Genomic DNA, 24,898 nt, shown 5'->3' on the forward strand with positions numbered 1-24,898 from the left:
CATAAAGGATAAATCAATGACATGTATAAAAGTTAATAATAGCAATTTCGAAAGCGAAGTTCTCACTTCTCCCACCCCTGTTGTGGTTGATTTTTGGGCAGAATGGTGTGGTCCTTGCAAAATGGTTGCTCCGATTTTGGATGAAATTTCGACAGAAATGCACGCCCAAGTCAAAATTGCCAAAATAAATATTGATGAAAATCCAGAACTTGCTACCAAATATGGAGTACGCTCAATTCCAACTTTATTAATATTTAAAAATGGAACTGTTTCATCGAATATGGTTGGTGCTGCTCCTAAAGGACGCATTTCTGAATGGATTAAAAACTGTCTTCTTTAAATCTGCCCATAACGATTTTTTATAAAGAAGAGAGGTTCTTTCCTCTCTCTTTCATTTAAATTTTTTAAGAAAAATTTTCCCTCGCAAAGAAAAATATCTCTTTATTTAGAGCGTATTTGATAATCTTTAAAAGTTGCAAATTTTATTTTTGGTGCCCGTTCTGCTTCATAATTCAATGAAAAATGGTTTTCCGCTAAAAAAACTGGATCACCTTCTAGATCATGAGCAATAGAAGATCGGTGATTAGCCAAAAATTTTTGCAACTCATCTTTACTCTCTGCAAAAATCCAACGGCATATACTAAAACGCGCCGCTTCAAAGCTCACTGGCAAACCATATTCTACTTTAAGCCGTTCCCTTAAAACATCAATTTGCAAAGCGCCAATAACGCCAATAAGAGAAGGAGATCCATCATCGGGGATAAATAATTGTACCACCCCTTCTTCAGCCATTTGTTGCAAAGCCTCTTTAAGTTTTTTTGCTTTCATCGGATCGCCTAAGCAAACACGACGCAAAATTTCTGGCGCAAAATTAGGCATACCTTTAAAGAAAATATCCTCACCTTCTGTAAGTGCATCTCCAATACGCAAAATTCCATGATTTGGAATACCTACTATATCACCAGCATAGGCTTGATCTGCAATTTGACGTGAACGAGCAAAGAAAAATTGTGGTGTTGAAAGAGTCATCGGTTTTCCAGTTCGTACCAACTTTATCTTCATACCACGCTCAAGTGTTCCAGAACACACCCGAAAGAATGCAATACGATCACGATGATTGGGATCCATATTTGCTTGAATTTTAAAAACAAATCCTGTCATTTTAGATTCAGTAGCCACAACATTGCGTTGATCTGCTACCTGATCACGAGGACTTGGACCAAAATCAACTAAAGCATTGATCAAATCACGAACACCAAAATTTCGTAAAGCCGAACCGAAATAAACTGGTGTCATATGCCCTTCACGAAAAGCTTGAAGATCAAAATTTTTACAAGCAGTATGGGCAAGACTTACGCCTTCAATAAAGGAGGCGCGCTGGTTTTCAGGAAGCAAATTTGCAACCTCATCAAGTCCAGAAACTGTCTTTTGCGTTACTTCATCATCTCGTTGACGAAAACGATTATGATGAATATCAAAGGTTCCAACAAAGTTCTTTCCCGCACCAATAGGCCATGTAATTGGTGCAGTATCAAGCGCAAGCTTTTCTTCAATTTCATCTAAAATTTCTAAAGGATCACATGCTTCACGATCCATTTTGTTCACAAAAGTCACTATAGGGATGTCCCGCATTCGGCACACTTCAAAAAGCTTTAGTGTTCGAGGTTCAATTCCGCGTGCACCATCTAGTACCATAATAGCGCTATCAACAGCCGTAAGGGTGCGATAAGTATCATCCGCAAAATCCTCGTGACCTGGAGTATCTAATAAATTAAAGATGTGATTTTCGTATTCAAACGTCATCACCGATGTCACAACGGAAATACCACGATCACGTTCAATATTCATCCAGTCAGAGCGGGTTTGAATACGATCTTTTTTTGCCTTTATTTCACCAGCAAGCTGAATAGCACCACCAAACAACAAAAGTTTTTCTGTTAGCGTTGTTTTCCCCGCATCAGGGTGAGCAATGATAGCAAATGTACGACGCCGCTTTACTTCTTGCGCTCTCTTTTCCATTATTCCTCCACAGGCCGCGCAAGCGCTTCAGCAATAAGTGCACGCATTTCATTAATTCCATAAAGCGCAATAAATGACCCCAACCGTGGTCCTCGCTCTTGCCCTAAAAGAACCTCATATAACATTTGGAAAAAAACATTCGAAACACCTGGCCCCCCTTCGGGACTTTTTTTGTTATGATCCTGATAACGCTCTATTAAACGAGCAACATCAAGGAGAGCATTTTGAAGGATATTTTCATCCGCATTTTTAGGCAAACTTGCTAATTTTGCATCGATATTTGCCAATGTTGAACGCTCAACTTCATCAGGAGTTCGAAACTTTTTGTTTGGTTTTACAAAAACATCAAAATACTTAATGGCAAATTTTACCAACTGATCAAGTTCTGGATAAGTTTGCGCATTTATACCTTTAGCATAGCGAGAAATAAATCCCCAAAGCACTTGCTCATTCTCCGCGTTTGAAGCGCTTACCAAATTCAATAGCATAGCAAAGGATACCGGTAAATTAATCTGTGGAGGACAGCCATTATGGATATGCCACACAGGATTATTAAGTCGTTCTTGCCATTTCTGACGTCCATAAGCTGAAAGATGCGCATAATAATCGTCAACAGCTTTTGGAATAACATCAAAATAAAGCCGCTTTGCTGTTTTTGGCTTTAAAAACATGTAAAGCCCTAAACTCTCTGTTGGCGCATAAGTTAACCACTCATCAATGGTTAAGCCATTTCCTTTTGATTTGGAAATTTTCTGTCCCTTATCATCTAAAAAGAGCTCATAATTAAATCCCTCTGGTGGATTTCCACCGAGCACTTTGCAAATTTTAGAAGAAAGATTTGTGGAATCGATGAGATCTTTTCCCGCCATTTCATAATCGACCCCAAGTGCCTTCCAGCGCATTGCCCAATCCACTTTCCACTGGCACTTAACTTTTCCCCCTGTAACTTCGGTTTCAATAGTTTCTCCTGTTTCAGGTTCAATATAAGTTATTGTGCCTTTTTGAGCATTATAAGCAATCATTGGTACCTGTAATACCTTACCAGAAAAGGGAGAAATAGGTAAAAAAGGTGAATAAGTAGCCCGCCGTTCTTCACCCAATGTTGGCAAAACAATTGCCATCACCTTGTCATAACAGGCAAGTATTTTCATAAGTGCGTCGTCAAAACGACCAGAATTGTAATAGTCTGTGGAACTTGCAAATTCATAATCGAAACCAAAACGATCTAGAAAAGCACGCAAGCGCGCGTTATTGGCCGCCCCAAAGGAAGGATAAGCATCTCCAAAAGGATCTGGTACACGGCTGAGTGGTTGACCAAGGTATCTTGCCATTTTTTCACGATCAGGCACATTCTCAGGAACTTTACGCAAACCATCTACATCATCAGAAAAGCAAAGCAGTTTTGTTTTTATCTTGTTCTCAGTTAAAATATGAAATGCATGACGCACCATGGTCGTACGAGCAACTTCCCCAAAAGTTCCAATATGCGGCAAACCAGAAGGTCCGTAGCCTGTTTCAAATATTACAATTTCTGGATAACCTGTTTTTTCATATCGTTTGATAATTTTACGTGCCTCTTCAAATGGCCAAGCTTTTGATTGAACAGCCGCATCTCTTAATTCTGGCGTAAGGCTAAAGGCATTACATTGGTCACGCATCATTATCTTCATCCTAAAAAACAAAACTTTTTAACAACATGGTGTATGGTTATTGAATTTATTCGTCAATAATAGCAAGCAAAAAGCCCAAAATTCTTATTATCTTATCACGATATAGCTTTTGCCATCGCTATATCCGTAGCTTTTCTATTTTTCAATAAACAAATTGAATATTATGACCCGTAATTTACCCATTTTAATTATTAGCGTTTTGGTCACTATTCTTACCAATATTCCTTATTATACTTACAAGTAAGAAACTAAATCTTCTAGTATCGCGCTAAAAATAAACAAAGGGCGTATCTACTAACAAAAATCGGCTACGAAAATATTTTCATGTGTTTAAACAAAAAAGCTTGTTGTTAGCAAAATGAAGCGCAGTGTTTGTTTAACAAAAACACCACTAACATGCATGAGCATTATTGAATAAGCTAATGCTATCCTCTTGATCATCAGCACTTTAAATTTCCTTCGAAAATTTATAATTCATCTGAACAAAGCGAATTTTTGCAAAATTTATTATTTTCACATCCATAATTCTTAAATTAAACGAGAAAAACAGAAAGGAATGATAAAACTCACCCATTATCCCAAACACAAGCATCTTTTTAAAAATTAATAATTATTACAGCCACTTTATCTCGATCAGCTTTCAACAAAAAGAATATGCATATATACGTTTTCAGAAAGCAAAAATAAATGAATTTTCAAACACCTGCTCTCTAATTACAAGAATAAATTTGTATTCATAAAAAAGGTATGCACCCTACCTTCTCTACCTTTATTGAAATTTTATGCGCGTACATAAATTCAATCAAATTTGTTTAACTTTTAAAGACTTCATCATGCCACTAAGTAATAATTTTAATATCATAATTGAAAATATAAGCAAAAAACCTAAAATCTGTTTGATTACTTCTTTTTTCTGTTTTTCCTTGGACAATCATATCTACGTTTACCTCCTCGGCAATTTCAATAAGGCATTCTCAAAAAAATAGACAGACCAATTATACCTCTCTCTCCAAAGATATCCATCTTTGTAGACTGTTTATTGACTTTAAAAATTGGAAATATAAAATCACGCACAAATTTTTTACATAAATCTTAAATGTGAATTTCTTTAAATTAACATTTCAGTTTTACAAAATGCAAAATCTTCAACTCTTCCCATTAACTAACAACTGTAAAGGTTGTACTCTTGTTGTCCAGTTTACTTTTGTAATCGTGAGAACACATTTGAGCGTTCTTCGTAGTATGTTAAGATGATTTTTAATTTCTCTTTTTAACTTATTTAAAACTCTATATTGTTTGCTTTTTTTGTATAAGAAATCTAAACGAAATGAATAGGGAAAATAGGTTTTCTTTAAACAACATTAAAAGATACAAAAATAAAAAAGTGTTAATAAAATATCTTTGCGAAAAATGTGAATTTTGGAAATCTCTTGCAAAGAAGGAAGAGTTTTGTATCGTTTTGACCTGAATGGTCTATCATTATACAATTTGCTTTAGCGTCACTGGTTTTAGCTCTCATTCTAGAACCTAATATTATGTTATCAGTAGGGCATACTCATCGCACAAAACAAAAAAGCTGGAATTATATGTACTTTTGAGAGCGCAACCGATTTTGCTCTCCATTACTGCTGTAGCGCTCTTGGTTTGTCAGCACTTATTTTTGTATCACCACACGATTTTTTCTCCTTAAAGTTGCAGTTGCCTTTTATTATCTTCTGTGGATTTCTTTGCAAACACTGTATAAAAATTCTACATTTTTTCTCAAATAGACATCCTAAAAGCACTAAAGCCTTAGACGTAATTATTTTACTGATGTTGGAATTAACCTGTTAAATCCTAAAATCATTCTTTATTAATATAACTTTTTGCCAAAATTTATTGATGCTAATGGCTCGATGGCTATGCAAAAATTATTTGTTTGAGGACTTTCTTATATCCAAATTTTTCTGCCAATTACAATTTTTATGTTTTTTATAGCTGATAAGCTTGCTCAAAATCTTATGCAAAAACTCTTCTTATACCCGCTTTTATTGGTTTATTGCCAGCATTTTACAAGCTTTGCTTAACATCTCCTTATTAGCCCAAAAGTAAAACTATTGGTTGCCAACAGATTCCAGTTGCAAACGTTCAAACTTTCGTAAACGTTCTGAAGCGGATTTAAGCTGACCGCACGCTGCTAAAATATCGCGTCCGCGTGGCACTCGAATAGGCGAAGCATAACCCGCTTGATTAATTACTTCAGCAAAACGCTCAATTTGTTCCCAATCAGAACATTGGTAATTACTTCCTGGCCATGGATTAAAAGGAATTAAGTTTATCTTAGCAGGAATACCTTTAAGCAATTTAATTAGTTGCTTAGCATCATCCAAACTATCATTTACATCTTTCAGCATCACATATTCAAATGTAATTCGTCTAGCATTGGAGAGACTAGGATAATTGCGGCAAGCATCCATTAACATAGCAAGCGGATATTTTTTATTGATTGGAACAAGCATATCCCGTAGCGAATCACGAACAGCATGAAGTGAAATAGCCAACATAACCCCAATCTCTTCCCCTGTTCTTATAATTCCAGGAACGATGCCACTAGTTGAAAGGGTAATTCGACGTTTTGATAAAGAGAGCCCATCTCCATCAGAAGCAATTAATAAGGCTTTTTTAACTGCTTCAAAATTATAAAGTGGTTCCCCCATCCCCATCATAACGATATTGGTAACTTTTCGCCCCTCAACTGGAACAATTGCACCATCAGGAGTATTCTTATCAGGAAAATCACCTAAACGATCACGTGCGACCAATAATTGTGCTAAAATCTCTTCTGCTGTTAGATTGCGAACAAGCACTTGTGTTCCCGTATGACAAAAAGAACAGTTTAATGTACACCCTACCTGAGATGAAATACATAAGGTGCCACGCCCTTCTTCAGGAATATAGACGGTTTCGATTTCAACAGGCTTCCCAGCTCCATGCGCTGGAAAGCGCAAGAGCCATTTACGCGTACCATCTTTTGATATTTGTTCTCCAACAATTTCTGGACGCGCAATAGAAAAATGATCTTTAAGCATTTGCTGCATTGGCTTGGAAATATTCAGCATCTCATCAAAATTTGAAACACCACGCACATAAAGCCAATGCCAAAGTTGACGTACACGCATACGCGTTTGGCGTTCTGGCACACCAATTGTCTTTAAAGCTTCCACCATTTCATTATGTGATAAGCCAATTAAAGGTAACTTAAGCCCATCCTTCACTAAAACATTATCTGGTTTTAGTGTTTGGCACGCATCAATTGGTTTGAGATCATATGAAATGGCCATTACTTTTCGATTTATCTTACTGTTTTTTAGTTACGTGCGCCTTAATGGCATTTTTGTGCCGTATTTAACGCAGCGATCACTCCTTTTAAAGAATAAGTATAGGTGGTGTGCGTTCCTCGCTTTGAGATCGCTCTTACTGTCATGTGGTTCCCCGCACGCATAGCAGAAACAAGCTGCTTTTCTAATTCTGATGATGCTAACCAAGCTGATGAATCCTTCGTGAAAAAATCAAAGTCCTTATCTCCAACGGTCACAATAACTTTTGACCCTTCTTTAAGTGTATAACCAGCCATAAATTGTGGTTCAAATGAAACGGGTGAATTAGAACGTTTCGTAACCAAAAAGAAATTATCGCCATGATTAACTGTTGTTGGAAGCGATTCCAAAGGTATCGACAATACGTAACAAATTGTATTTTCTGGTGATTTATAAGAATAAGCTCCCCAAGCATAAAATTGATCCAGACGTTTTGGTGTCTGCGGCCACGCCATTCCAGCAGTAGCAAAAACCATTGTAAATGCAGCAATAAGAGTCTTTTTCAACATTTTCATTTAGCTCACTTCTTTTACTCTTTAAAAAGTTTTTTCATTGGCAAGGTCTAACAAAAGCTCGGTTGATGCTTAATGTTGTTGTCCCAATCTTCTCAACAAGCAAAATATTGTCGCTCAAATTAAAACAAACCTTTATATTCAATTGTGATCGTTTAATTGTTATTAAAACATGAATAATATGAATTTTTTATTCACAAATCAGATTTTTAAAAAAAATAACAACTTTGCCTTATTCCACAAAAAAAATATAAACACATTATTAATAAATTAAACGAATTTTCATCAGTAAAAAGCGTAAAATACCTTATACTCTAATAAATTGTTGCTTATCTATGCCTTAATTTCTAAAGTTATATTGTCAGAAGTTACTTTTTCGCTATTTCAAAGCAATTTTTTAAAAAATTACCAAACATTATTAGCATTACTCCCTGCCTTAACTACAATTTTATTGCTTTGATACCATTAACTCTCACTCTTCACTATTTCAAATTTCCAATTTCTAAAGCTACGCGAGCAATTCAAGCCGGTATAACCGTACTGTTTGTTATCCGACATACTGAATAATTCTCTACTCTTTTTCATTAAAAAATTTTACATACGCAAAAGATCTCTGTTTAATCGAAAATTTATAATTTTCGTTTTTTATCATCAAAACTAACTTTTTTAGTACTAGCTCTGCATAAAAAATCTGACATTAACAATAAACTTGTCCTTGAAAATTTATTTTTTTCATCATCCTTAAAGAGAATCACCCTTTATTCCTTTTGAGGGTCTAAACTGCAACGTTACTAAAAAGCAATAAGAATTCATTTTATAAAGAAATTTAATTCACGAATAGATAGCTTAAGTAAATAGGTCTAACAGCAATAATAATTAAGTTTCTTATATGAAAATAAAGATTAGCAATTAGCCCTATTCTCTATTCTTTAAAGCAGATATCTCTTTAAACGTAAATTATATCACTTCCTATCCTGCTTTCAATTCAAATACCGCAACGTAGAATATCAGAGTGTTTTTTAAGCTGCATTTGATGCTGAATTTTGAATTAATAAAGCGTAAAGCGCATTAGCATCATGCGTATTGCGCAATTTTTGAATAACATCAGAATGACGTAAAACACGTGCAATCTGTGATAAAGCTTTTAAGTGGTCTGCCCCAGCATTCTCAGGTGCTAAAAGTAAAAAAACAAGATCAATCGGCTCGTCATCGAGAGCTTCAAAATCAACTGGATTTTCAAGGCGTGCAAATATACCAATGATTCGGTTAATATCTGGCAATTTTCCATGAGGAATGGCAATGCCACCGCCTAACCCCGTTGATCCCAATTTTTCACGTTGTAAAACAATATCAAAAATTACACGCTCATCAAGACCTGTCAATTTAGCTGCTTTTTCAGCTAAAATTTGTAAAACTTGTTTTTTCGAATTCGCTCTAAGAGCCGGAATAATTGCTTCCGGCGCAATTAACTCACTCAAATTCATATTTTAATTTTCCCTTTGCATGCTCAAATTCCCACTCATAAACCAATAAAAATATAGGAACCAAAAGATCGTGATTAAATGTATCTCTTTTCAATTCACAACAGGAGATGATCCAATTCATCTCATATCACTACCAACTCAATGATAAGCAATAGTATTCAGCTTTTGATTAACAGCATAAGAAAAAAAGATATGGAGTTCTCCATAAAATTAACTTCGCTCCAAGACCAGTAATAGTTACCGTTTAAGCCCTTTCAGCCATAAAGTTAGTGCAAATACTTTGTTAGACCTTCCTCTTTTCTTTAAGTAGTTCTCATAAAGACACATAGAGACAAAGTACAACTCTTACACTTACCACATAGCTTAAGACGCAAAACTATAACATTCTAAACAGATTTTAATACGATTAATGGACATCTTTAAAATTACCCACACACTTGACCTCATATTCGCCACTCATTCATACACAACTCTTGATGCATCATGGAGCAAATAAAACACCCCCTAATACTTACAATATAGTTTATGGTGCCACAATAAAAATGTCCCAAAAGAGTATCATCTATAAATTTGTTTTAACGAAAAAATATTACCAATATTTATACACCATACAGAAACACGTGACTTCATCTCTTGTCTCGTTTATCATTCATCATAAGCTTAATCTAGTGGTATCTTTTTCATGCTGCAATAAAAAGCAAACTAAACCGAAAAGTATAACGAAACCACCTCCTCCTTATGAAGAATTTTTCTCACCAATCAGTCAAAAATCAGCCTAAAATTGTAATATAAGAGAAGTTCTGGCAGAAATAAGGTACCTTTCAGAAGTAACATGATGAAAGCAATCGTTATAGAAGGTTCATTGCATAGCCAAACTTAAGAATACTTCTTTTTCTTCACTCTTGCCCACAAATAATCAATCACACTTCTTAAATTTATTTATTTAAAGAGCCTAACACTATCCATCATGGCTTACGCATTGTATCAATATATAACTGTTCTCAGTTAAATCATAAAATACGCATCAACAATGACTATTTTTAAATCAAAATAAAATTTGTACTCGCAGAACTGTTTCTGTTAAAATTTCAATGAAAAATTAGAGAGAAAACTGATTGCCCAAGTAAATTTTGCGCACATCAGCGTTGTTGATAATATCATTAGGACAGCCGTGAATTAACACTTTCCCCGCATGAATGATATAAGCACGATCAACCAGATCCAATGTCTCACGCACATTATGATCAGTTATCAAAACACCAATACCACGTTGCGTCAAATGACGAATAAGCTGCTGAATATCAAAAATGGCAATAGGATCGATTCCTGCAAATGGCTCATCAAGTAACAGAAAACTAGGGCGAGAAGCTAAAGCGCGCGCAATCTCGAGTCGCCGACGTTCTCCTCCTGACAAGGAAATTGCAGGCATTTTTCGTAAATGCTCAATTTTAAATTCATATAAAAGTGCATCCAACTCCTCACGTCGTTTAAGCCGGTCTTTCTCGACTATTTCCAAAACAGCTTTAATATTATTTTCGACGGAGAGACCACGAAAAATAGATTCTTCTTGCGGGAGATATCCAACACCTAAACGAGCACGTCGGTACATAGGAAAATGCGTAATATCAAATCCATCAATTTTAATTGACCCTCCATCAGATTTAATGAGACCTGTAATCATATAAAAACAAGTCGTTTTTCCAGCACCATTGGGACCTAAAATACCAACAGCTTCTCCAGTACGAAGACCGAAAGAAACACCATTAACAACCTGTCTTCCTCGGTAAATTTTCATCAAATGACTGGCAATTAAGGTTCCTTTTAAACGATTTTTTGAGGCTTCATTTTCAAAATCGCACTCACCCATCTGTTTTTCTTTTTTGATTCCAAACATGAAATCTTAATGGCCACTTTTTTGACTTTGTTTTAAAATAATTGAAACGCGGCTCTTTTTTTCAGGCATATCACAACCTTCTAGTAAGGCTTTTCCGGTTTTCATATCTGCTATCAATTTGCACCCCGTTGCCACATTCTCACCATCAATTAATATAACGTTATTACCTGTTAAAACCATCATATTTGACTTTCCATCAAAAATACCTTTATCACCTGTAGCAACTTGTGTGGCTACTTTTATATAAACCTTTCCTAAAGCTTCCATTTTTTTAACACCCGTTGAACCAAGCCATGCAGGCAATACTGCTTTTGTATTGACCTGATATTTATCAACTGTTTCACGCACTCTATCATAATAGATAACCAATTTTGACGTTCGCAAAAGACGGTTACCCTGAACCACTGAAACATTTCCGTTGAAGAGCGCCATTCCCTCTTTATCACGGATCTCTAGAGAATCTGCATAAAGTTCCACCGGCTCCTTACCATTTGATAAATTAATTCCGAAATTAGCAACTTCAGCATATCCACAAACGGATCCCAATCCTAGCATTTCCATACTCAAAGCCAAGCATATACTCATCCATTTTCTGTATGATGCTTTCGGCTTCATTCTATAATTCTCAATTTTTTTTATTAACACACTGACATACTTCTTTGTCATAAAAATCGTTCAAATTTTGTATTGGTTATTATCTCATTGCTTGTCAATCACCAAATGCACCCCACCCTGGAAATACATAATTTGTCTTTTTTCTAGAATTTGCAAAGCGTTTGCTACAAGACGCAGACCTGAACGCTTAATATTGACACGTTCATTTGTACTTAATTGTCCCTCAGACAAATTAATATCTGCTGCCATAAATCGTGCAACTATTCCATCACTTGTTGTAATCGTGAATGGTTTATCTAATTGTAAACGGCCATTGATATTATCATAAATACCTCCTTGGGCATTGAGAAAAATCTGTCCATGTTGGCTTATAAATGCTTCAGCTGTGATATTTTGTAGCCCAATGACTCCAGAGCGTGTACGATCTTGATATGCTTTTTCTGCTTTGAGCCAATAGGGCTCATAAGAGCGTGTATAACCTTCTAATTTTGGATTGAGCATCGTCAACTTCATCATTCCGTCCTCTTCATTATTCAAGATTATAGTGTCAGAAGCAGCAGGAATAAAAAAGGATGTAAACCAACAAAAGGCAAGTGCCATAACCAACGCACAGAGAGGTAAAAAGATTTTTAATAAGCTAATACAGCGCGAATGACGATACGCTTTTTTAAAAATATCACTAAAAGATGATTTTGTTGAAGAGACTTCATAATAATTGTGTACGGCCATATTATCCTAATCTCTCAAATATCCCGCGTTTTTTAATCTTTATAACTTCTATAGAGGGTATTTTCAAATTTGCTTATTGCAATTTTGTTTTTTATTGGTTTTATTTTGTTTTTACTCGTTTATTATGTAGCGTGCATACATGAAATGCACATATAAAAAAATCTTTTTTTATGAAAGAGAGGTTATTTTGGTTAAATCAGAACTTGTGCAAATTATTGCTCGTCATAATCCGCATCTTTTTCAACGTGATGTGGAAAATATCGTAAATGCCATCTTTGAAGAAATTGCAACAGCACTTGCTAATGGCAATCGCGTTGAACTTCGCGGCTTTGGAGCTTTTTCTGTTAAAAGTCGCTCAGCTCGTAACGGCCGTAATCCACGAACAGGTGAAGCTGTTGCAGTTGAAGAAAAATGGATTCCTTTTTTCAAAACTGGCAAAGATTTGCGTGACAGACTTAACAAGTGAGTAAATTTATGACTATCAAACACGTCCTTTTAACAATTATTTTTGTGCCCCTCACATTTTTCTTGATCGCTCTTATCATAGCTAACCGTCAAATGGTTGTATTGACTCTTAATCCTCTCCAAACAAATCCTGAGAGTTTGACTTACCAAGCACCTTTATTTATATGGCTCTTTATTTTTTTCTGTTTTGGTGTTTTATTCAGCAACGTAATCAACAGATTTAAACACCATAAATGCATAAAAGCCCTAAAAGAGAGTGAAGCTGAACTAGAAAAATTAAAAGCATCGATCGCCAATATAATATAATAGCACTTTAGTGAAACTTTTTCTTATGTTATGTTTCAATAGTGCTAAAACTGATTTTTTCTTTATTTTAGATATTTAATGAAATTAATTAATACTATTATAGAAATTCAGTAATCCTTAAAATTTTTTAAAATACCTGTATCGTAATGTCTGCACAATTTTTTCAACCATATCAAAGCAACATGCATTTACAGGAAAGGTTGCCTCTCATTTTAGAAACAGATGCCAGTGCAGATTATGCTTTAATTGACTCTGGTAATGGAAAAAAATTGGAGCGGTATGGACATTACCGCATCATTAGACCAGAAAGTCAAGCATTGTGGAAACCGGCTTTATCACAAAAACATTGGGCAAATGTTGATGCTATTTTTACAGGAAACCGAGACGAAGAAGGTGTTGGTCGTTGGTATTTTCCCAAAAAAACTCTTGGTGAAACATGGCCACTTTCTTGGAATGGACTGTCTTTTTTAGGGCGTTTTACTTCTTTTCGACACGTAGGTGTTTTTCCTGAACAAAATGCCCATTGGCGCTCAATGGAAGAACAAATTATTAACGCTACACGTCCTATAAAATTATTAAATCTTTTTGGCTACACAGGTATCGCTTCTTTGATTGGTGCACGTGCGGGTGCAAGAGTTACCCATGTTGATGCCTCAAAAAAAGCAATCACTTGGGCAAAGGCCAACCAAGAAAGAGCAGGATTATTAGATTATCCTATTCGCTGGATTTGTGATGATGCCGTAAAATTTGTTGAACGCGAATTGCGACGTGAAAAAACCTACGATATGATTCTTCTTGATCCTCCTGCCTATGGACGTGGACCTCATGGCGAAGTTTGGCAATTGTTTGATAACTTACCGAAAATGATCACAAGCTGTCGCAAGCTTTTATCTGATAAACCTCTTGCCGTTGTGCTTACAGCCTATTCTATTCGTGCTTCTTTTTATACACTTCATACTTTAATGCGTGATGAATTTATAGATCTTGGTGGCACAATCGAATCAGGAGAACTGATCTTGCGTGAAGAAGCTGCTAAACGTACCCTTTCTACTTCTCTTTTTAGCCGATGGATTGCTTAAAATGTGCATACCCAAAACTGGTAAGGTTAAAGAAATTACCTCCCTTAACAACCCTATTATAAAAGATCTTAAAGCACTTAGCCAAAAGAAAAACCGTAATAGAGAAGGCCTTTTTATGGCAGAAGGCCTTAAGTTAGTAATTGATGCTTTAAATCTTGGATGGACAATACAGACACTCATTTTTTCCAAAAGTAAAATTGGTAATGATGCCATCGAAAATATTGCTGCACGCACTGTAGCCAATGGTGGTTTTGTCATTAAAGCTTCACAAAAAATTATGGAATCTATTACTCGCCGCGATAATCCACAAACAGTTATCGGCATTTTTAAACAACAGTGGCAATCACTTGAAATAATAACAGAACAAACCGAAGATGTTTATATTGCGCTTGATCGGGTGCGTGACCCTGGTAATCTTGGCACCATTATCCGCACCGCTGATGCGGTAGGAGCTAAAGGCGTTATTTTGATTGGCGAAACAACAGATCCTTTTTCACCTGAAACAGTACGTGCAACAATGGGATCTATTTTTTCCATACCACTTTATCGTTTTGATGAAAGTGCTTTTTTAAACTGGTCTGCACAGTTTAAAGGTATGATCATTGGCACACATCTTAAAGGATCTATCGATTATCGTACAATTGATTTCAAAAACGGCCCTATTATACTTTTAATGGGAAATGAAAAACAAGGTTTACCAGATAGTCTTACAAATCGATGTAATAAACTTGCGCGTATTCCGCAAAGTGGGCGTGCTGATTCACTTAATTTAGCAATAGCAACAGCTATTATGCTTTATGAAATTCGCCGTCCTTATTTAACACTGGAACCATGCAAAGACAGAACATGACACGTAAATCATTTCCTCTTTTTCTTATTGGTTTAATTCTTACAGTGGGATTTGATCAAGCAATAAAATATTGGGTTATACATAATATGCCCTTGGAAACAGAAATTTCACTGCTTCCTTTTCTTTCCCTTTATCATGTGCGCAATTATGGTATTGCGTTTTCGTTTTTTTCTTCTTTTCCTCAGTGGGGACTCATTGCTTCCACATTAATTATTATTGTTTTGCTTGTATGGCTATGGAACAATACCGAATACAACAAATCTTTATCGCGATTTGGTCTAACCCTTATCACTGGTGGAGCAATTGGCAATCTTATTGACCGTATCCGTTTTCACTATGTCATTGATTATATATTATTTTATATTGATGATATTTTTTATTTTGCTATTTTCAACCTTGCAGATAGTTTTATCACACTTGGCGTCATTGCTATTCTTATTGAGGAAATATATATTTGGATTAAAGCAAAACGTCACTACTAATCGTAGGTATTCTGAGTGAATTTCTTCTCTAACTTGTTATGGATATTAGTTGTGTATCAACAGTTTATTAACAATGTGTACACCTTCATACCTTTTTGGTAAGGGGAGTGTTTTTCTGTTTTCATAATGATTAAAAAACTCTGACCTCCCTTATTTTCATGCATATTCCTTTAAGGTATAAAATGAAGTTTATTTAACAAAACAATATTTCTTCACTTTTTTATGTAGATATATTTTTCAATATCTGCAGCTACTGTGAATATTTATACAAACTCTTACCACAACTTCACTCATATTTGCTTAGCTTAAATATTGAAGATAGAAAGAATTTCATATTCTAATTGTTATTTTTCCCAAGATATTACCAAATAATTAATATTTTGACTAAAATGTGTTATTCTATTACCAATTTGTAAGCTTTTCTTCTAACAAAAGTCTCTTGTAATTTTTAAATAAATCTCCATAATAAGGAGAGGTATGTTGGAATTGCGTCAGCGGTGTGTCGAACCGCTTATGTTTGTCAAGTAAAAGCTTGTGCAAAACTGTTGTCGTAAGACACAGATCCTATACCTGATGGAACATATGCTAGAGGACTTTATATTATGGCTGATTTCAAAAATTTACGTTCGGCGTCTGTTTCTCATGCCGATGCATCAATTGATCAAGGATTGCGTAGCTATATGCTTGGTGTCTATAATACGATGGCGATTGGTTTGCTTATAACAGCCGCTGCGGCTTATGCAATTGCATCGTTAGCAACAACAACGGATATGAGTCAAGCAGCTGCTCAAATTAACGGAAGTATTTATTTAACCTCATTTGGAGTAACATTTTATACATCAAAATTCTCATACATTGTTATGTTTGCACCGCTTGTAGCGATATTATTCCTCAGCTTTAAAATCAATACGCTGAGTACGAGTGCAGCCCGTAGTCTCTTTTTTGGTTATGCTACCCTCGTTGGACTCTCGCTATCCTCGATCATTTTACGCTACACTACAGAAAGTATTGTGCAAACCTTTGTCATTACCGCTGCGGCCTTTGGTGCTCTTTCACTTTATGGTTATACAACGAAGCGTGATCTCACGGCAATGGGTTCATTTTTATTTATTGGTTTGATTGGCTTAATGCTTTCCATGGTCGTTAATATCTTTCTTGGGTCAAGTGCCTTGCAATTTGCTATCTCAGTAATTGGTGTTCTCATCTTTGCTGGCTTAACAGCTTACAATACGCAGAACATTAAATTAATGTATTATGAAGGAGATGGAGATGACACTCGGGGTCGGAAGATTATTATGGGTGCGTTAAATCTCTATCTTGATTTTATCAATATGTTTGTCTTTTTGTTACAGTTTCTTGGCTCAAATCGTGATTGATTTTAATAATCATTGTTTGATTTTTAAACCTTGTTTCTTTCAAGAAACAAGGTTTTTTCGTTTTAAAAGAAAATATCTACATTTTATTCTTTTAGCATAACCATATATATACAAAATAATGAATAAACCTCATAAGCAAAAATTTCTTCGAGTTTCTACTTTTATTCAACAAAAGCTTCCGAATCCTATTTTAAGTGCCATCCACAAACATCCAAGTTATCAAACAAACATAACGAACAGAAACAATGATTATGATCTCACCATAGCTTCCTATAATGTTCATAAATGTGTAGGCGTTGATAAAATTTTTAGCCCCACTCGTGTCGTACGCGTTATTACTGAACTGCAAGTTGATATTCTTGCACTTCAAGAAGCGGATAAACGTTTTGGCGAGCGTATTGGCTTGATTGATCTCCAACTTTTAAAAGCTGAAACAGGATTGATTCCTGTACCTTTGAAAACTATGTCACCTAATGGTCATGGTTGGCATGGCAATGCTCTTTTTTTACGAAAAGGGCATATACATGACATTTTACAAATCACTCTTCCTGGTATTGAACCACGTGGTGCTGTAATTGTAGAGTTGAAAATGGAAACAGGCCTCATTCGTGTTGTTGCTGCTCATTTTGGCTTGTTGCGCCATTCTCGCAATAAGCAGACGAAAATGCTTCTTGCACTTCTACAAAAACGCCCTTCCATGCCCACGATACTCACTGGGGATTTTAATGAATGGCGCTTGGGAAAAGGTTCATCTTTAAACCATTTTTTTCCTTATTTTGATAACACACTTGGAACTGTGCCAAGTTTTCCTTCTCGCTTTCCCTTTTTGGCGCTTGATAGAATTTTTGCTTTTCCCCATCAATTAGTAACAAGCATAGAAAGTCATTATTCACCGCTTGCGCGCATTGCCTCAGATCATTTACCTATTAAAGCCTATCTTAACCTTGCCGATGCAATGGATATTATGAAAAATGAGATCGATGAAAAAGATTAATGTGCTTCATTCCAATTTTGAGCAACCATTGCTTTCACTTCAAGCGGAACTGACAAAGATAGTGCTGGCATTGTAGCATTTTCCATAACTTTTTTAACAAGAGTTATAGTTTTTTCACTTTCATCTTTTGGTACTTCAAAAATCAGTTCATCATGCACTTGCAACAACATTTTTGCTGACAATTTTTCTTTTTCTAAAGCAGCTTCCATTTGAATCATAGCACGACGAATAATATCTGCCGCCGATCCTTGAATTGGTGCATTAATAGCAGCGCGTTCACTAAAAGCACGAATTTGTGGATTCGTTGCTTTTATTTCTGGATAATGAACACGACGTCCAAAAATGGTCTCTACATAACCATTTTGGCGTGCAAATGCTTTAGTTTTTTCCATATAATCTTTAATTCCCGGAAATCTCTCAAAATAAAGTTGAATATAACGGCCTGCGTCTTGCCGCGAAAGACCTAATTGATTGGCTAATCCAAAAGCAGAAATACCATAGATAATACCAAAATTAATAGCCTTTGCACGTCGTCTTATATCTGAATGCATGCCCTCTATCGCAACTCCAAACATTTGTGATGCAGTTATAGCATGAATATCTTGACCTTTTGCAAAAGCTTCTTTTAATGCCGTGATATCAGCAATATGTGCAAGAATACGCAATTCAATTTGGCTATAGTCAGCCGATAAAAGCACATGCCCTTTTGGAGCAACAAAAGCTGTTCGGATTTTACGTCCCTCAATTGTTCGGATTGGAATATTTTGTAAATTTGGTTCTGACGATGATAATCGTCCTGTTGATGTTGTTGCTAAAGAATAATTTGTATGAATACGCCCTGTTTTTGGCGAAATATAAGAAGGCAAAGCATCTGCGTAAGTAGATTTTAATTTTGTAAGTTGACGCCAATCAATAATTTTACGCGGCAAAGCGTAACCTTCAGCAGCCAACTCCTCTAAAGTCTGCGCAGAAGTTGACCACTGTCCACTTTTGGTCTTAGCACCTCCAAGCAATCCCATTTTGCCAAAAAGGATATCACCTAATTGCTTTGGCGAAGCAAGATTAAATTTTTCACCAGCAAGCTTATAAATTTCCTCCTCTAAAATAAAAACAGCCTGTGCCAATTCTCCTGAAAGACGCGATAAAATCTGCCGATCAACAAGAACTCCACGCTCTTCCATTCTAGCAAGAACTTCTATCAGTGGTCGATCAAGACGCTCATAAACTTTTGTCATTCCTTGAGCTACAAGCTGCGGTTTTAAAACTTGCCACAGACGCAGTGTTATATCAGCATCCTCTGCTGCATAAAGAGTTGCCTGTTCCAAATCTACTTGTGCAAAAGAAGAAATTTTTTTTCCATTATATGTTAAGTCTTTGTAAGAAATCGTTTTATGCTTAAGCCAACGTTCTGATAAAGCATCCATATTATGATTTAAAGTTCCAGCATCTAAAGCATACGACAAAAGCATTGTGTCATCAAAAGAGCGCATAACGATGCCATGTTGCTTCATTATCAACCAATCATACTTTATATTCTGACCAATTTTTAACACCGATTGATTTTCTAATAACGGCTTTAAAAGTATCAAAGCTTTTTGCGTTTCAATCTGCTCAGCAATGCGCCCTTCCCCCAAAAGATCATTTTCTCCTCTAAAATGTTCAAGTGGTATGTAAGCTGCTTTTTTTGGCTGCAATGCTAATGAAAAACCAACAAGCTTTGCTTGCATAGGATCAAGTGAAGTTGTTTCAGTATCAAAAGCAAAAAAACCTTGTTCTTGTGCCTCTGATAACCATTCTTTTAAAACTGTTTCATCAAGAATAGTTATATAAGAATCTCTTGTAATTTTTTGGCTCAGAGCTTGATCTTTACGCTTTTGTGCTAATAATTGTGGAGAATTTTCAAAAAAATCACAAGGAGCTGTTATCTCAACTTTTTTAACATCGAGATCAGAACCATGCATAGAATTATCCCACTCAACATTTATATCAAGTGCATCAATGGCTGTTGCATCACACGACGTTGCTTCTGCTACACGACGCGTTAATGTCGTAAATTCCATAGCTTTAAGAAAACCAATAAGACGCGAACCATTTAGTGGTTCCAAAATAAAATCATCTAAATTATTATCTATAGGCACGTCTGTTTTAAGCCGAACTAATTCACGAGAAATTTTTACCTGCTCACTATAAGCTTGAATATTTTCACGTCGCTTTATCTGCTTAACCTCCGCAACATTCTCCAATAAAAGATCAAGAGAACCAAATTGATGCAACAATTGCGCTGCTATTTTTGGACCAATACCTGGAATGCCTGGCACATTATCTGTTGAATCTCCAGTTAAAGCTTGCAAATCAATCATTTTTTCAGGTGTAACACCCCATTTTTCTATAACTTCAGAAATACCGATATGCTTATTTTTCATTCCATCATATAAAGATACATGCGCATTTACTAATTGCATAAGATCTTTATCGGAAGAGATAATGGTTGTTTTTGCTCCAATTTTTGTTGCCAATTGTGCATAAGTAGCAATCAAATCATCCGCTTCAAATCCCTCTTTTTCAATGCAAGGTAAATTAAAAGCCTTTGTTGCTTGGCGTATCAAAGAAAATTGAGGAATGAGATCTTCAGGAGGAGCTGCCCGATTTGCTTTATATTGAGGATAAATTTGCTTACGAAATGTCTCGGATGAATAATCAAAAATAACAGCAAAATGGGTTGGAACAACACCAGTAACTGTATTACGAGCATCGCAAAGCAATTTCCATAGCATATTACAAAAACCAGCTACAGCTCCTACAGGAAGCCCATCCTTTTTACGCTTTAAAGGCGGCAAAGCATAGTAAGCACGAAAAACATAACCTGATCCATCAACCAAAAAAAGATGATCTTCCGCTTTCATGACAATTTTAATTCTCCATTTTAACCAAGAACAGTTTATTCTTAATATATTTATATATTTTTTTTATCTTAATTTTTTTATTTATCAATATGCCTCTAAAAAGCCATTTTTTTGGTTTTATAAGTTATATTTTCGTTGCGATTTATAGAGAGTACCTAGAGCTTTTCTTTGCTGTTACAGGATATAATAGCTTTCATTTTGCTCCTCCTATGATAGCTGAGGTACAAGTAACGACGGGGTCGTTGTGGTGTTCCCCTCCCCACAACGGCCGCTTTTTTTTACTCTTAAAAAGACTTATTGAGGAATTTTGAAATAGTTCCACAAAGCTTTCTTGCCTATTTTCTTGATTAAATCAGCGTGCATACTTATTTCTTGTGCACTTAGTCTTTTTGGTAAAGCTTGTGGGCGAGATTTAGCTACGTAAAGAGCGTTTTTATCATTTTTTATACCTATATCAGTGTTATTACTATCATGAAAACTCAACACACCTTGCTTCCCACCAATGAGCTCAATATAAACATCAGCAAGTATTTCTGCATCAAGTAATGCACCATGAAGTACACGATGACTATTATCAATTCCAAAACGTTTGCACAAAACATCAAGGGAATTAGGACCCGTTGGGAATTTGCGTCGTGCCATAGCCAATGTATCAAGGACATTATCAACACTAATCAGCGGCTTATTTACCCGTTTTAACTCTGCATTAAGAAAGCCAATATCAAAACTTGCATTATGTGCAATCATCGTTGCACCATTGATAAATTCTAAAAATGCATCGACAATATCACCAAAGCTTTTTTCATTCTTTAAGCGTTCATTTGTTAATCCATGAATTGCCACAACTTCATCAGGAATAATAACGCCTTGCGGGTTCAAATAAACGTGAAATCTTTCACCCGTAAGATAGCGATCGACCATTTCAACACAACCAATTTCGATTACGCGATCTTTATCTTTATCTAGGCCTGTTGTTTCCGTATCAAAAATAATTTCACGCATTATTTCAATTCTTTAGTAAATTTTCTATTGTGGAAAGAACTTGTTGTCGGGTATTCTCTAAATCTTTTCCTGTATCAATAATAAAATCTGCACGTTCTCGTTTTTTTTCATCAGGCATTTGTTTGGCATTGATAAATGCAAATTTTTTTTTATTCATATTTAGGCGCATCATTGCACGCTCTCTTTGTATTGCTGGTGAAGCAGATACAACGATTATACTGTCCACACGATCTTCACCATTTGTTTCAAAAAGAAGTGGAATCTCAAGAACAACTAGTTTTTTTCCTTGTTGGCGCGCTGTATCAATAAATTCTTTTTCTTTTTTCCGAACAAAAGGATGAATTATTTTTTCTAATATTTGTAATTTTTCACTATCATTGATCAAAATTTTGGAAAGCTTTAAACGATTAACTTTACCATTTTCAACAACACTAGGAAAAGTGCGCTCTATGAGCGATAAAGTTGGTTCACTATCATAAAGTTGGTGTACTACCTCGTCAGCACTAAAAACAGAAATACCCGCCTGTTTAAAAAAATCAGCAACTGTTGATTTTCCCATAGCGATAGATCCTGTTAGACCAATAATTTTCATCCTTTATCTTTCACCCATACCTTCTAAAATTGCTGTTCGTAGTTTCTTTGTTACCTTCGGTCTTATTCCAAACCATCGTTCAAAACCAATAACGGCCTGATGTAAGAGCATACCAAGCCCGTCAACTGTTTTTAAATCACAGACTTTTGCTTGTTGTAAGAAAGGAGTTATTAATGGAGTGTAAACAATATCTGTCACCAATGCTGTTCTCTTTACTTTATGAAAATTTAAAAAGAAAAAATCATTCTTTTTCTCATGTTTATTTTCCATTCCCACAGAGGTTGTATTAATAATCAAATCAGCTTGATAAATACTTTCACAAACATTATCCCAATCATAAACTTCAACAGGTTTTCCAAAGTACTCGGCTAAATCATCTGCTCGTTGCTTTGTACGATTAAGCAAACAAATCCGCTCAAATCCGCGTTTTTTTAAAGCATATAGAACAGCACGTGCAGCACCACCTGCACCAAAAACAAGGGCTGTTCCTCCTGCCCAGTCAGAAGAAAAATCATCAAGATTAGCACAAAAACCATAAGCATCACTATTTGTGGCACAAAGTTTATCTCCTTCATACCACAGTGTATTAGCAGCACCGATAATTGTTGCGACCTCATCTTTATAATTTGCTAAATGAAAAGCCTCTTGTTTATAGGGTAGGGTAATATTTCCCCCACAAAAACCCCTTTTTTGTATAGATTCAAGAAAACTACTAAATTTTTTAGGAGTTATTTCCTGTGCCAGATACTCGCCTTGCAAATTATACTGTTTGAGCCAAAAATTGTGAATTTTCGGAGATTTAGAATGGCTAATAGGGTAACCCACAACAAAAGCACGTGGATAAGTTGTTTTTTTACATTTTGTTATCAAATTAACCATCAATGTATCCTAGGTGACGCAGTTTACCTAATAAAGGCAATAAAGGTAAACCAATAATTGTAAAAAAGTCTCCTTCAATTTTTTCAAAAAGGTGGATTCCTTCTCCTTCAATTTGGTATACTCCCACGCTGTTTAGAACATCTTTCCCTACACGTACTAAATAGCGCTCAATAAACTCTGATGAGAGAGGACGTACCAACATATGAGCACTGAAAGATTCTACCCAAATTTCTTGACCATTTTTAAATAAAGCAACTGCACTATGAAGAAAATGTTTTTTTCCTGATAAAATAGATAAACGTTTATGTGCTTCTCTATGATTTCTAACTTTATGAAAAATTTTACCCTCTAAATCAAGTACTTGATCGCAACCAATGACCAAAGCATCAGGAAAACGATCAGAAACATTTTTTGCTTTTGCACTTGCAAGAAAACAGCTAAGTTCTTTAGGTGTTTTTGTTTCTACAGTTTTTTCTATTTCTCTTTCATCAAAAGAAGCTCCTTCAATGAGGAAATTTAAACCTGCCTTTTTCAACAATTGTGCACGATAAGAACTAAGAGATGCTAATATCAATAATGTATTATCTACCATGAGAATTTTTTTTCATTTTGCTTCACTAAATCGTGATAAAAGTTCAAATATAGCCGCAGCAGTTTCTTCAATAGAGCGTCTTGTAACATCAATAATGGGCCAACCAAAACGTTCGCAAATACGTTTTGCATAAGTTAATTCTTCAACTATACTGATGCGATCAGTGTAACTTTCAACAGCAAATCCTTCTCCTAAATTTCGATTTTTGCGAATATGCGAAATTCTTTCAGCTGAAGCAATTAAACCAACAATCAAAGAATTTCTTGCTTCAAAAAGAGCTTCTGGTAAATCAATTCCTAAGATAAGAGGAATATTAGCAGTCTTAACACCACGATTTGCTAAATAGATGCTCGTTGGTGTTTTTGAAGTTCTTGAAATTCCTACAAGTATCACATCCGCATCCGATAGACTATTCGGAGATTGTCCATCATCGTGTTCTATTGTGAAATCTAGCGCATTAATACGGCGAAAATAATCTGCGTTAAGATCATGCTGTGCACTAGCGCGTAAATTTGCTGGCATTCCAAGGTAAGACTGAAAAGCATCTAAAACAGGATGGAGTATATCAATACAGGAAATTCCTATTTTTTTACATCTTCTCTCAAAAAGCATTTTAACTTTTTCATCAATGATTGTGTAAAGAACTATACCTGGATTTTGTTGTATCTCATCAAGAGCTCTGTGCAACTGCGTTTCGTTTCGAATCATCGAATAGATATGCTCTATCGCCTGATTCATCGTATATTGTGATGCTACAGCCCTTGCAACAGAAATCAAAGTTTCTCCCGTTGCATCAGAAAGCATATGCAAATGAAAGGATTTTTTTTCTCTTGTCACAAAAATTTTAACTCCTTGTTAACAAGTGTGCGTATATACCCTTAACTTTTTTATAAAATTAAAATTTAGGAAAAATCTTGCATTATTGTACACAAAATCAATAATTCTTATAAATAAATCTCTTTTGAAAAAAAAGTGGGAATAATATCTCTAAAGCACAGTTGCACTTCGTTTTTTTTTATCTCTCTTTTGTGGATAAAACTGAGGATGAATAATGCATAAATAATAATTCACATTAAACACAGACTTAAATAAAAAAAAT

General features: G+C 35.4%; 22 protein-coding genes. 8 read left to right on the forward strand and 14 right to left on the reverse strand.

The features are described from left to right. The first annotated feature begins 16 nt into the window (after positions 1–16). Positions 17–340, forward strand: a complete 324-nt coding sequence (trxA, locus tag V4B18_RS01410) for a thioredoxin (RefSeq protein ID WP_455476076.1) — start codon at positions 17–19, stop codon at positions 338–340. A 101-nt stretch (positions 341–441) separates the two neighbouring features. Here trxA and V4B18_RS01415 read toward each other — a convergent pair whose 3' ends face one another. The 8 genes from V4B18_RS01415 to V4B18_RS01450 all read right to left on the reverse strand — a co-directional run bounded on the left by V4B18_RS01415 (position 442) and on the right by V4B18_RS01450 (position 12,279). Further along, the gene (locus tag V4B18_RS01415) at positions 442–2,019 is read right to left on the reverse strand and encodes a peptide chain release factor 3 (RefSeq protein WP_455476077.1); all 1,578 of its coding nucleotides are present in this window, start codon (positions 2,017–2,019) and stop codon (positions 442–444) included. Further along, complete coding sequence (locus V4B18_RS01420; protein WP_455476078.1) at positions 2,019–3,680, reverse strand: lysine--tRNA ligase; 1,662 nt, start codon at positions 3,678–3,680, stop codon at positions 2,019–2,021. Before V4B18_RS01420 ends, V4B18_RS01415 begins: the two co-directional genes overlap by 1 nt. A gap of 2,102 nt (positions 3,681–5,782) precedes the next feature. Beyond that, on the reverse strand, positions 5,783–7,009 hold the full coding sequence (gene rlmN / locus V4B18_RS01425) for a 23S rRNA (adenine(2503)-C(2))-methyltransferase RlmN (RefSeq protein ID WP_455476079.1): 1,227 nt from the start codon (positions 7,007–7,009) through the stop codon (positions 5,783–5,785). Positions 7,010–7,050: 41 nt separating this feature from the next. After that, positions 7,051–7,554 carry an invasion associated locus B family protein gene (locus V4B18_RS01430; RefSeq protein WP_455476499.1) on the reverse strand — a complete coding sequence of 168 codons (504 nt, stop codon included), beginning with the start codon at positions 7,552–7,554 and terminating at the stop codon, positions 7,051–7,053. Between the two features lie 1,022 nt (positions 7,555–8,576). Continuing rightward, entirely contained in the window at positions 8,577–9,041 is a 465-nt protein-coding gene (gene ptsN, locus V4B18_RS01435) for a PTS IIA-like nitrogen regulatory protein PtsN (protein WP_455476080.1), read from the reverse strand. A 1,099-nt stretch (positions 9,042–10,140) separates the two neighbouring features. Further along, positions 10,141–10,908: an LPS export ABC transporter ATP-binding protein gene (lptB, locus tag V4B18_RS01440; RefSeq protein ID WP_455476500.1), complete on the reverse strand. Its 768-nt coding sequence runs from the start codon at positions 10,906–10,908 to the stop codon at positions 10,141–10,143. 33 nt (positions 10,909–10,941) lie between these two features. Next, positions 10,942–11,550, reverse strand: coding sequence for an LptA/OstA family protein (locus V4B18_RS01445; protein WP_455476081.1), 609 nt, complete (start codon positions 11,548–11,550; stop codon positions 10,942–10,944). Positions 11,551–11,634: 84 nt separating this feature from the next. Next, positions 11,635–12,279, reverse strand: a complete 645-nt coding sequence (locus V4B18_RS01450) for an LPS export ABC transporter periplasmic protein LptC (RefSeq protein ID WP_455476082.1) — start codon at positions 12,277–12,279, stop codon at positions 11,635–11,637. A 187-nt stretch (positions 12,280–12,466) separates the two neighbouring features. On the opposite strand from V4B18_RS01450, the gene ihfB reads away from it, so the two are divergent. The 7 genes from ihfB (at position 12,467) to V4B18_RS01485 (ending at position 17,831) form a co-directional block, all read left to right on the forward strand. Continuing rightward, on the forward strand, positions 12,467–12,745 hold the full coding sequence (gene ihfB / locus V4B18_RS01455; RefSeq protein WP_455476083.1) for an integration host factor subunit beta: 279 nt from the start codon (positions 12,467–12,469) through the stop codon (positions 12,743–12,745). 8 nt (positions 12,746–12,753) lie between these two features. Further along, on the forward strand, positions 12,754–13,050 hold the full coding sequence (locus V4B18_RS01460; protein WP_455476084.1) for a DUF1049 domain-containing protein: 297 nt from the start codon (positions 12,754–12,756) through the stop codon (positions 13,048–13,050). Positions 13,051–13,196: 146 nt separating this feature from the next. Further along, complete coding sequence (locus V4B18_RS01465) at positions 13,197–14,129, forward strand: class I SAM-dependent rRNA methyltransferase (RefSeq protein ID WP_455476085.1); 933 nt, start codon at positions 13,197–13,199, stop codon at positions 14,127–14,129. 1 nt (position 14,130) lies between these two features. Next, entirely contained in the window at positions 14,131–14,979 is an 849-nt protein-coding gene (locus V4B18_RS01470; protein WP_455476086.1) for a TrmH family RNA methyltransferase, read from the forward strand. Beyond that, complete coding sequence (lspA, locus tag V4B18_RS01475) at positions 14,976–15,461, forward strand: signal peptidase II (protein ID WP_455476087.1); 486 nt, start codon at positions 14,976–14,978, stop codon at positions 15,459–15,461. Before V4B18_RS01470 ends, lspA begins: the two co-directional genes overlap by 4 nt. A gap of 602 nt (positions 15,462–16,063) precedes the next feature. Next, on the forward strand, positions 16,064–16,837 hold the full coding sequence (locus V4B18_RS01480) for a Bax inhibitor-1/YccA family protein (RefSeq protein WP_455476088.1): 774 nt from the start codon (positions 16,064–16,066) through the stop codon (positions 16,835–16,837). Between the two features lie 118 nt (positions 16,838–16,955). Next, positions 16,956–17,831, forward strand: a complete 876-nt coding sequence (locus tag V4B18_RS01485; RefSeq protein WP_455476089.1) for an endonuclease/exonuclease/phosphatase family protein — start codon at positions 16,956–16,958, stop codon at positions 17,829–17,831. On the opposite strand, the gene polA is transcribed toward V4B18_RS01485, so the two are convergent. The 6 genes from polA to V4B18_RS01515 form a co-directional block, all read right to left on the reverse strand. Then, positions 17,828–20,734: a DNA polymerase I gene (polA, locus tag V4B18_RS01490; protein WP_455476090.1), complete on the reverse strand. Its 2,907-nt coding sequence runs from the start codon at positions 20,732–20,734 to the stop codon at positions 17,828–17,830. The genes V4B18_RS01485 and polA overlap by 4 nt on opposite strands. Before the next feature lie 294 nt (positions 20,735–21,028). Continuing rightward, positions 21,029–21,736 (reverse strand): DNA polymerase III subunit epsilon, encoded by a 708-nt coding sequence (gene dnaQ / locus V4B18_RS01495; protein ID WP_455476091.1) that lies wholly within the window; start codon positions 21,734–21,736, stop codon positions 21,029–21,031. A gap of 4 nt (positions 21,737–21,740) precedes the next feature. Continuing rightward, positions 21,741–22,328 (reverse strand): dephospho-CoA kinase, encoded by a 588-nt coding sequence (coaE, locus tag V4B18_RS01500; protein WP_455476092.1) that lies wholly within the window; start codon positions 22,326–22,328, stop codon positions 21,741–21,743. Positions 22,329–22,331: 3 nt separating this feature from the next. Next, positions 22,332–23,207 (reverse strand): shikimate dehydrogenase, encoded by an 876-nt coding sequence (locus V4B18_RS01505; RefSeq protein ID WP_455476093.1) that lies wholly within the window; start codon positions 23,205–23,207, stop codon positions 22,332–22,334. Beyond that, positions 23,200–23,799, reverse strand: a complete 600-nt coding sequence (locus tag V4B18_RS01510; protein WP_455476094.1) for a Maf family nucleotide pyrophosphatase — start codon at positions 23,797–23,799, stop codon at positions 23,200–23,202. Before V4B18_RS01510 ends, V4B18_RS01505 begins: the two co-directional genes overlap by 8 nt. Before the next feature lie 12 nt (positions 23,800–23,811). Further along, the gene (locus V4B18_RS01515) at positions 23,812–24,636 is read right to left on the reverse strand and encodes a pyruvate, water dikinase regulatory protein (protein WP_455476095.1); all 825 of its coding nucleotides are present in this window, start codon (positions 24,634–24,636) and stop codon (positions 23,812–23,814) included. Positions 24,637–24,898: the final 262 nt, after the last annotated feature.

The organism is Bartonella sp. B17 (assembly GCF_053795755.1).

Coding starts and splice junctions, on each gene's coding strand:
- trxA (WP_455476076.1), top strand. CDS start 17: ATGACATGTATAAAAGTTAATAATAGCAATTTCGAAAGCGAAGTTCTC.
- V4B18_RS01415 (WP_455476077.1), bottom strand. CDS start 2,019: ATGGAAAAGAGAGCGCAAGAAGTAAAGCGGCGTCGTACATTTGCTATC.
- V4B18_RS01420 (WP_455476078.1), bottom strand. CDS start 3,680: ATGATGCGTGACCAATGTAATGCCTTTAGCCTTACGCCAGAATTAAGA.
- rlmN (WP_455476079.1), bottom strand. CDS start 7,009: ATGGCCATTTCATATGATCTCAAACCAATTGATGCGTGCCAAACACTA.
- V4B18_RS01430 (WP_455476499.1), bottom strand. CDS start 7,554: ATGTTGAAAAAGACTCTTATTGCTGCATTTACAATGGTTTTTGCTACT.
- ptsN (WP_455476080.1), bottom strand. CDS start 9,041: ATGAATTTGAGTGAGTTAATTGCGCCGGAAGCAATTATTCCGGCTCTT.
- lptB (WP_455476500.1), bottom strand. CDS start 10,908: ATGGGTGAGTGCGATTTTGAAAATGAAGCCTCAAAAAATCGTTTAAAA.
- V4B18_RS01445 (WP_455476081.1), bottom strand. CDS start 11,550: ATGAAGCCGAAAGCATCATACAGAAAATGGATGAGTATATGCTTGGCT.
- V4B18_RS01450 (WP_455476082.1), bottom strand. CDS start 12,279: ATGGCCGTACACAATTATTATGAAGTCTCTTCAACAAAATCATCTTTT.
- V4B18_RS01460 (WP_455476084.1), top strand. CDS start 12,754: ATGACTATCAAACACGTCCTTTTAACAATTATTTTTGTGCCCCTCACA.
- V4B18_RS01465 (WP_455476085.1), top strand. CDS start 13,197: ATGTCTGCACAATTTTTTCAACCATATCAAAGCAACATGCATTTACAG.
- V4B18_RS01470 (WP_455476086.1), top strand. CDS start 14,131: ATGTGCATACCCAAAACTGGTAAGGTTAAAGAAATTACCTCCCTTAAC.
- lspA (WP_455476087.1), top strand. CDS start 14,976: ATGACACGTAAATCATTTCCTCTTTTTCTTATTGGTTTAATTCTTACA.
- V4B18_RS01480 (WP_455476088.1), top strand. CDS start 16,064: ATGGCTGATTTCAAAAATTTACGTTCGGCGTCTGTTTCTCATGCCGAT.
- V4B18_RS01485 (WP_455476089.1), top strand. CDS start 16,956: ATGAATAAACCTCATAAGCAAAAATTTCTTCGAGTTTCTACTTTTATT.
- polA (WP_455476090.1), bottom strand. CDS start 20,734: ATGAAAGCGGAAGATCATCTTTTTTTGGTTGATGGATCAGGTTATGTT.
- dnaQ (WP_455476091.1), bottom strand. CDS start 21,736: ATGCGTGAAATTATTTTTGATACGGAAACAACAGGCCTAGATAAAGAT.
- coaE (WP_455476092.1), bottom strand. CDS start 22,328: ATGAAAATTATTGGTCTAACAGGATCTATCGCTATGGGAAAATCAACA.
- V4B18_RS01505 (WP_455476093.1), bottom strand. CDS start 23,207: ATGGTTAATTTGATAACAAAATGTAAAAAAACAACTTATCCACGTGCT.
- V4B18_RS01510 (WP_455476094.1), bottom strand. CDS start 23,799: ATGGTAGATAATACATTATTGATATTAGCATCTCTTAGTTCTTATCGT.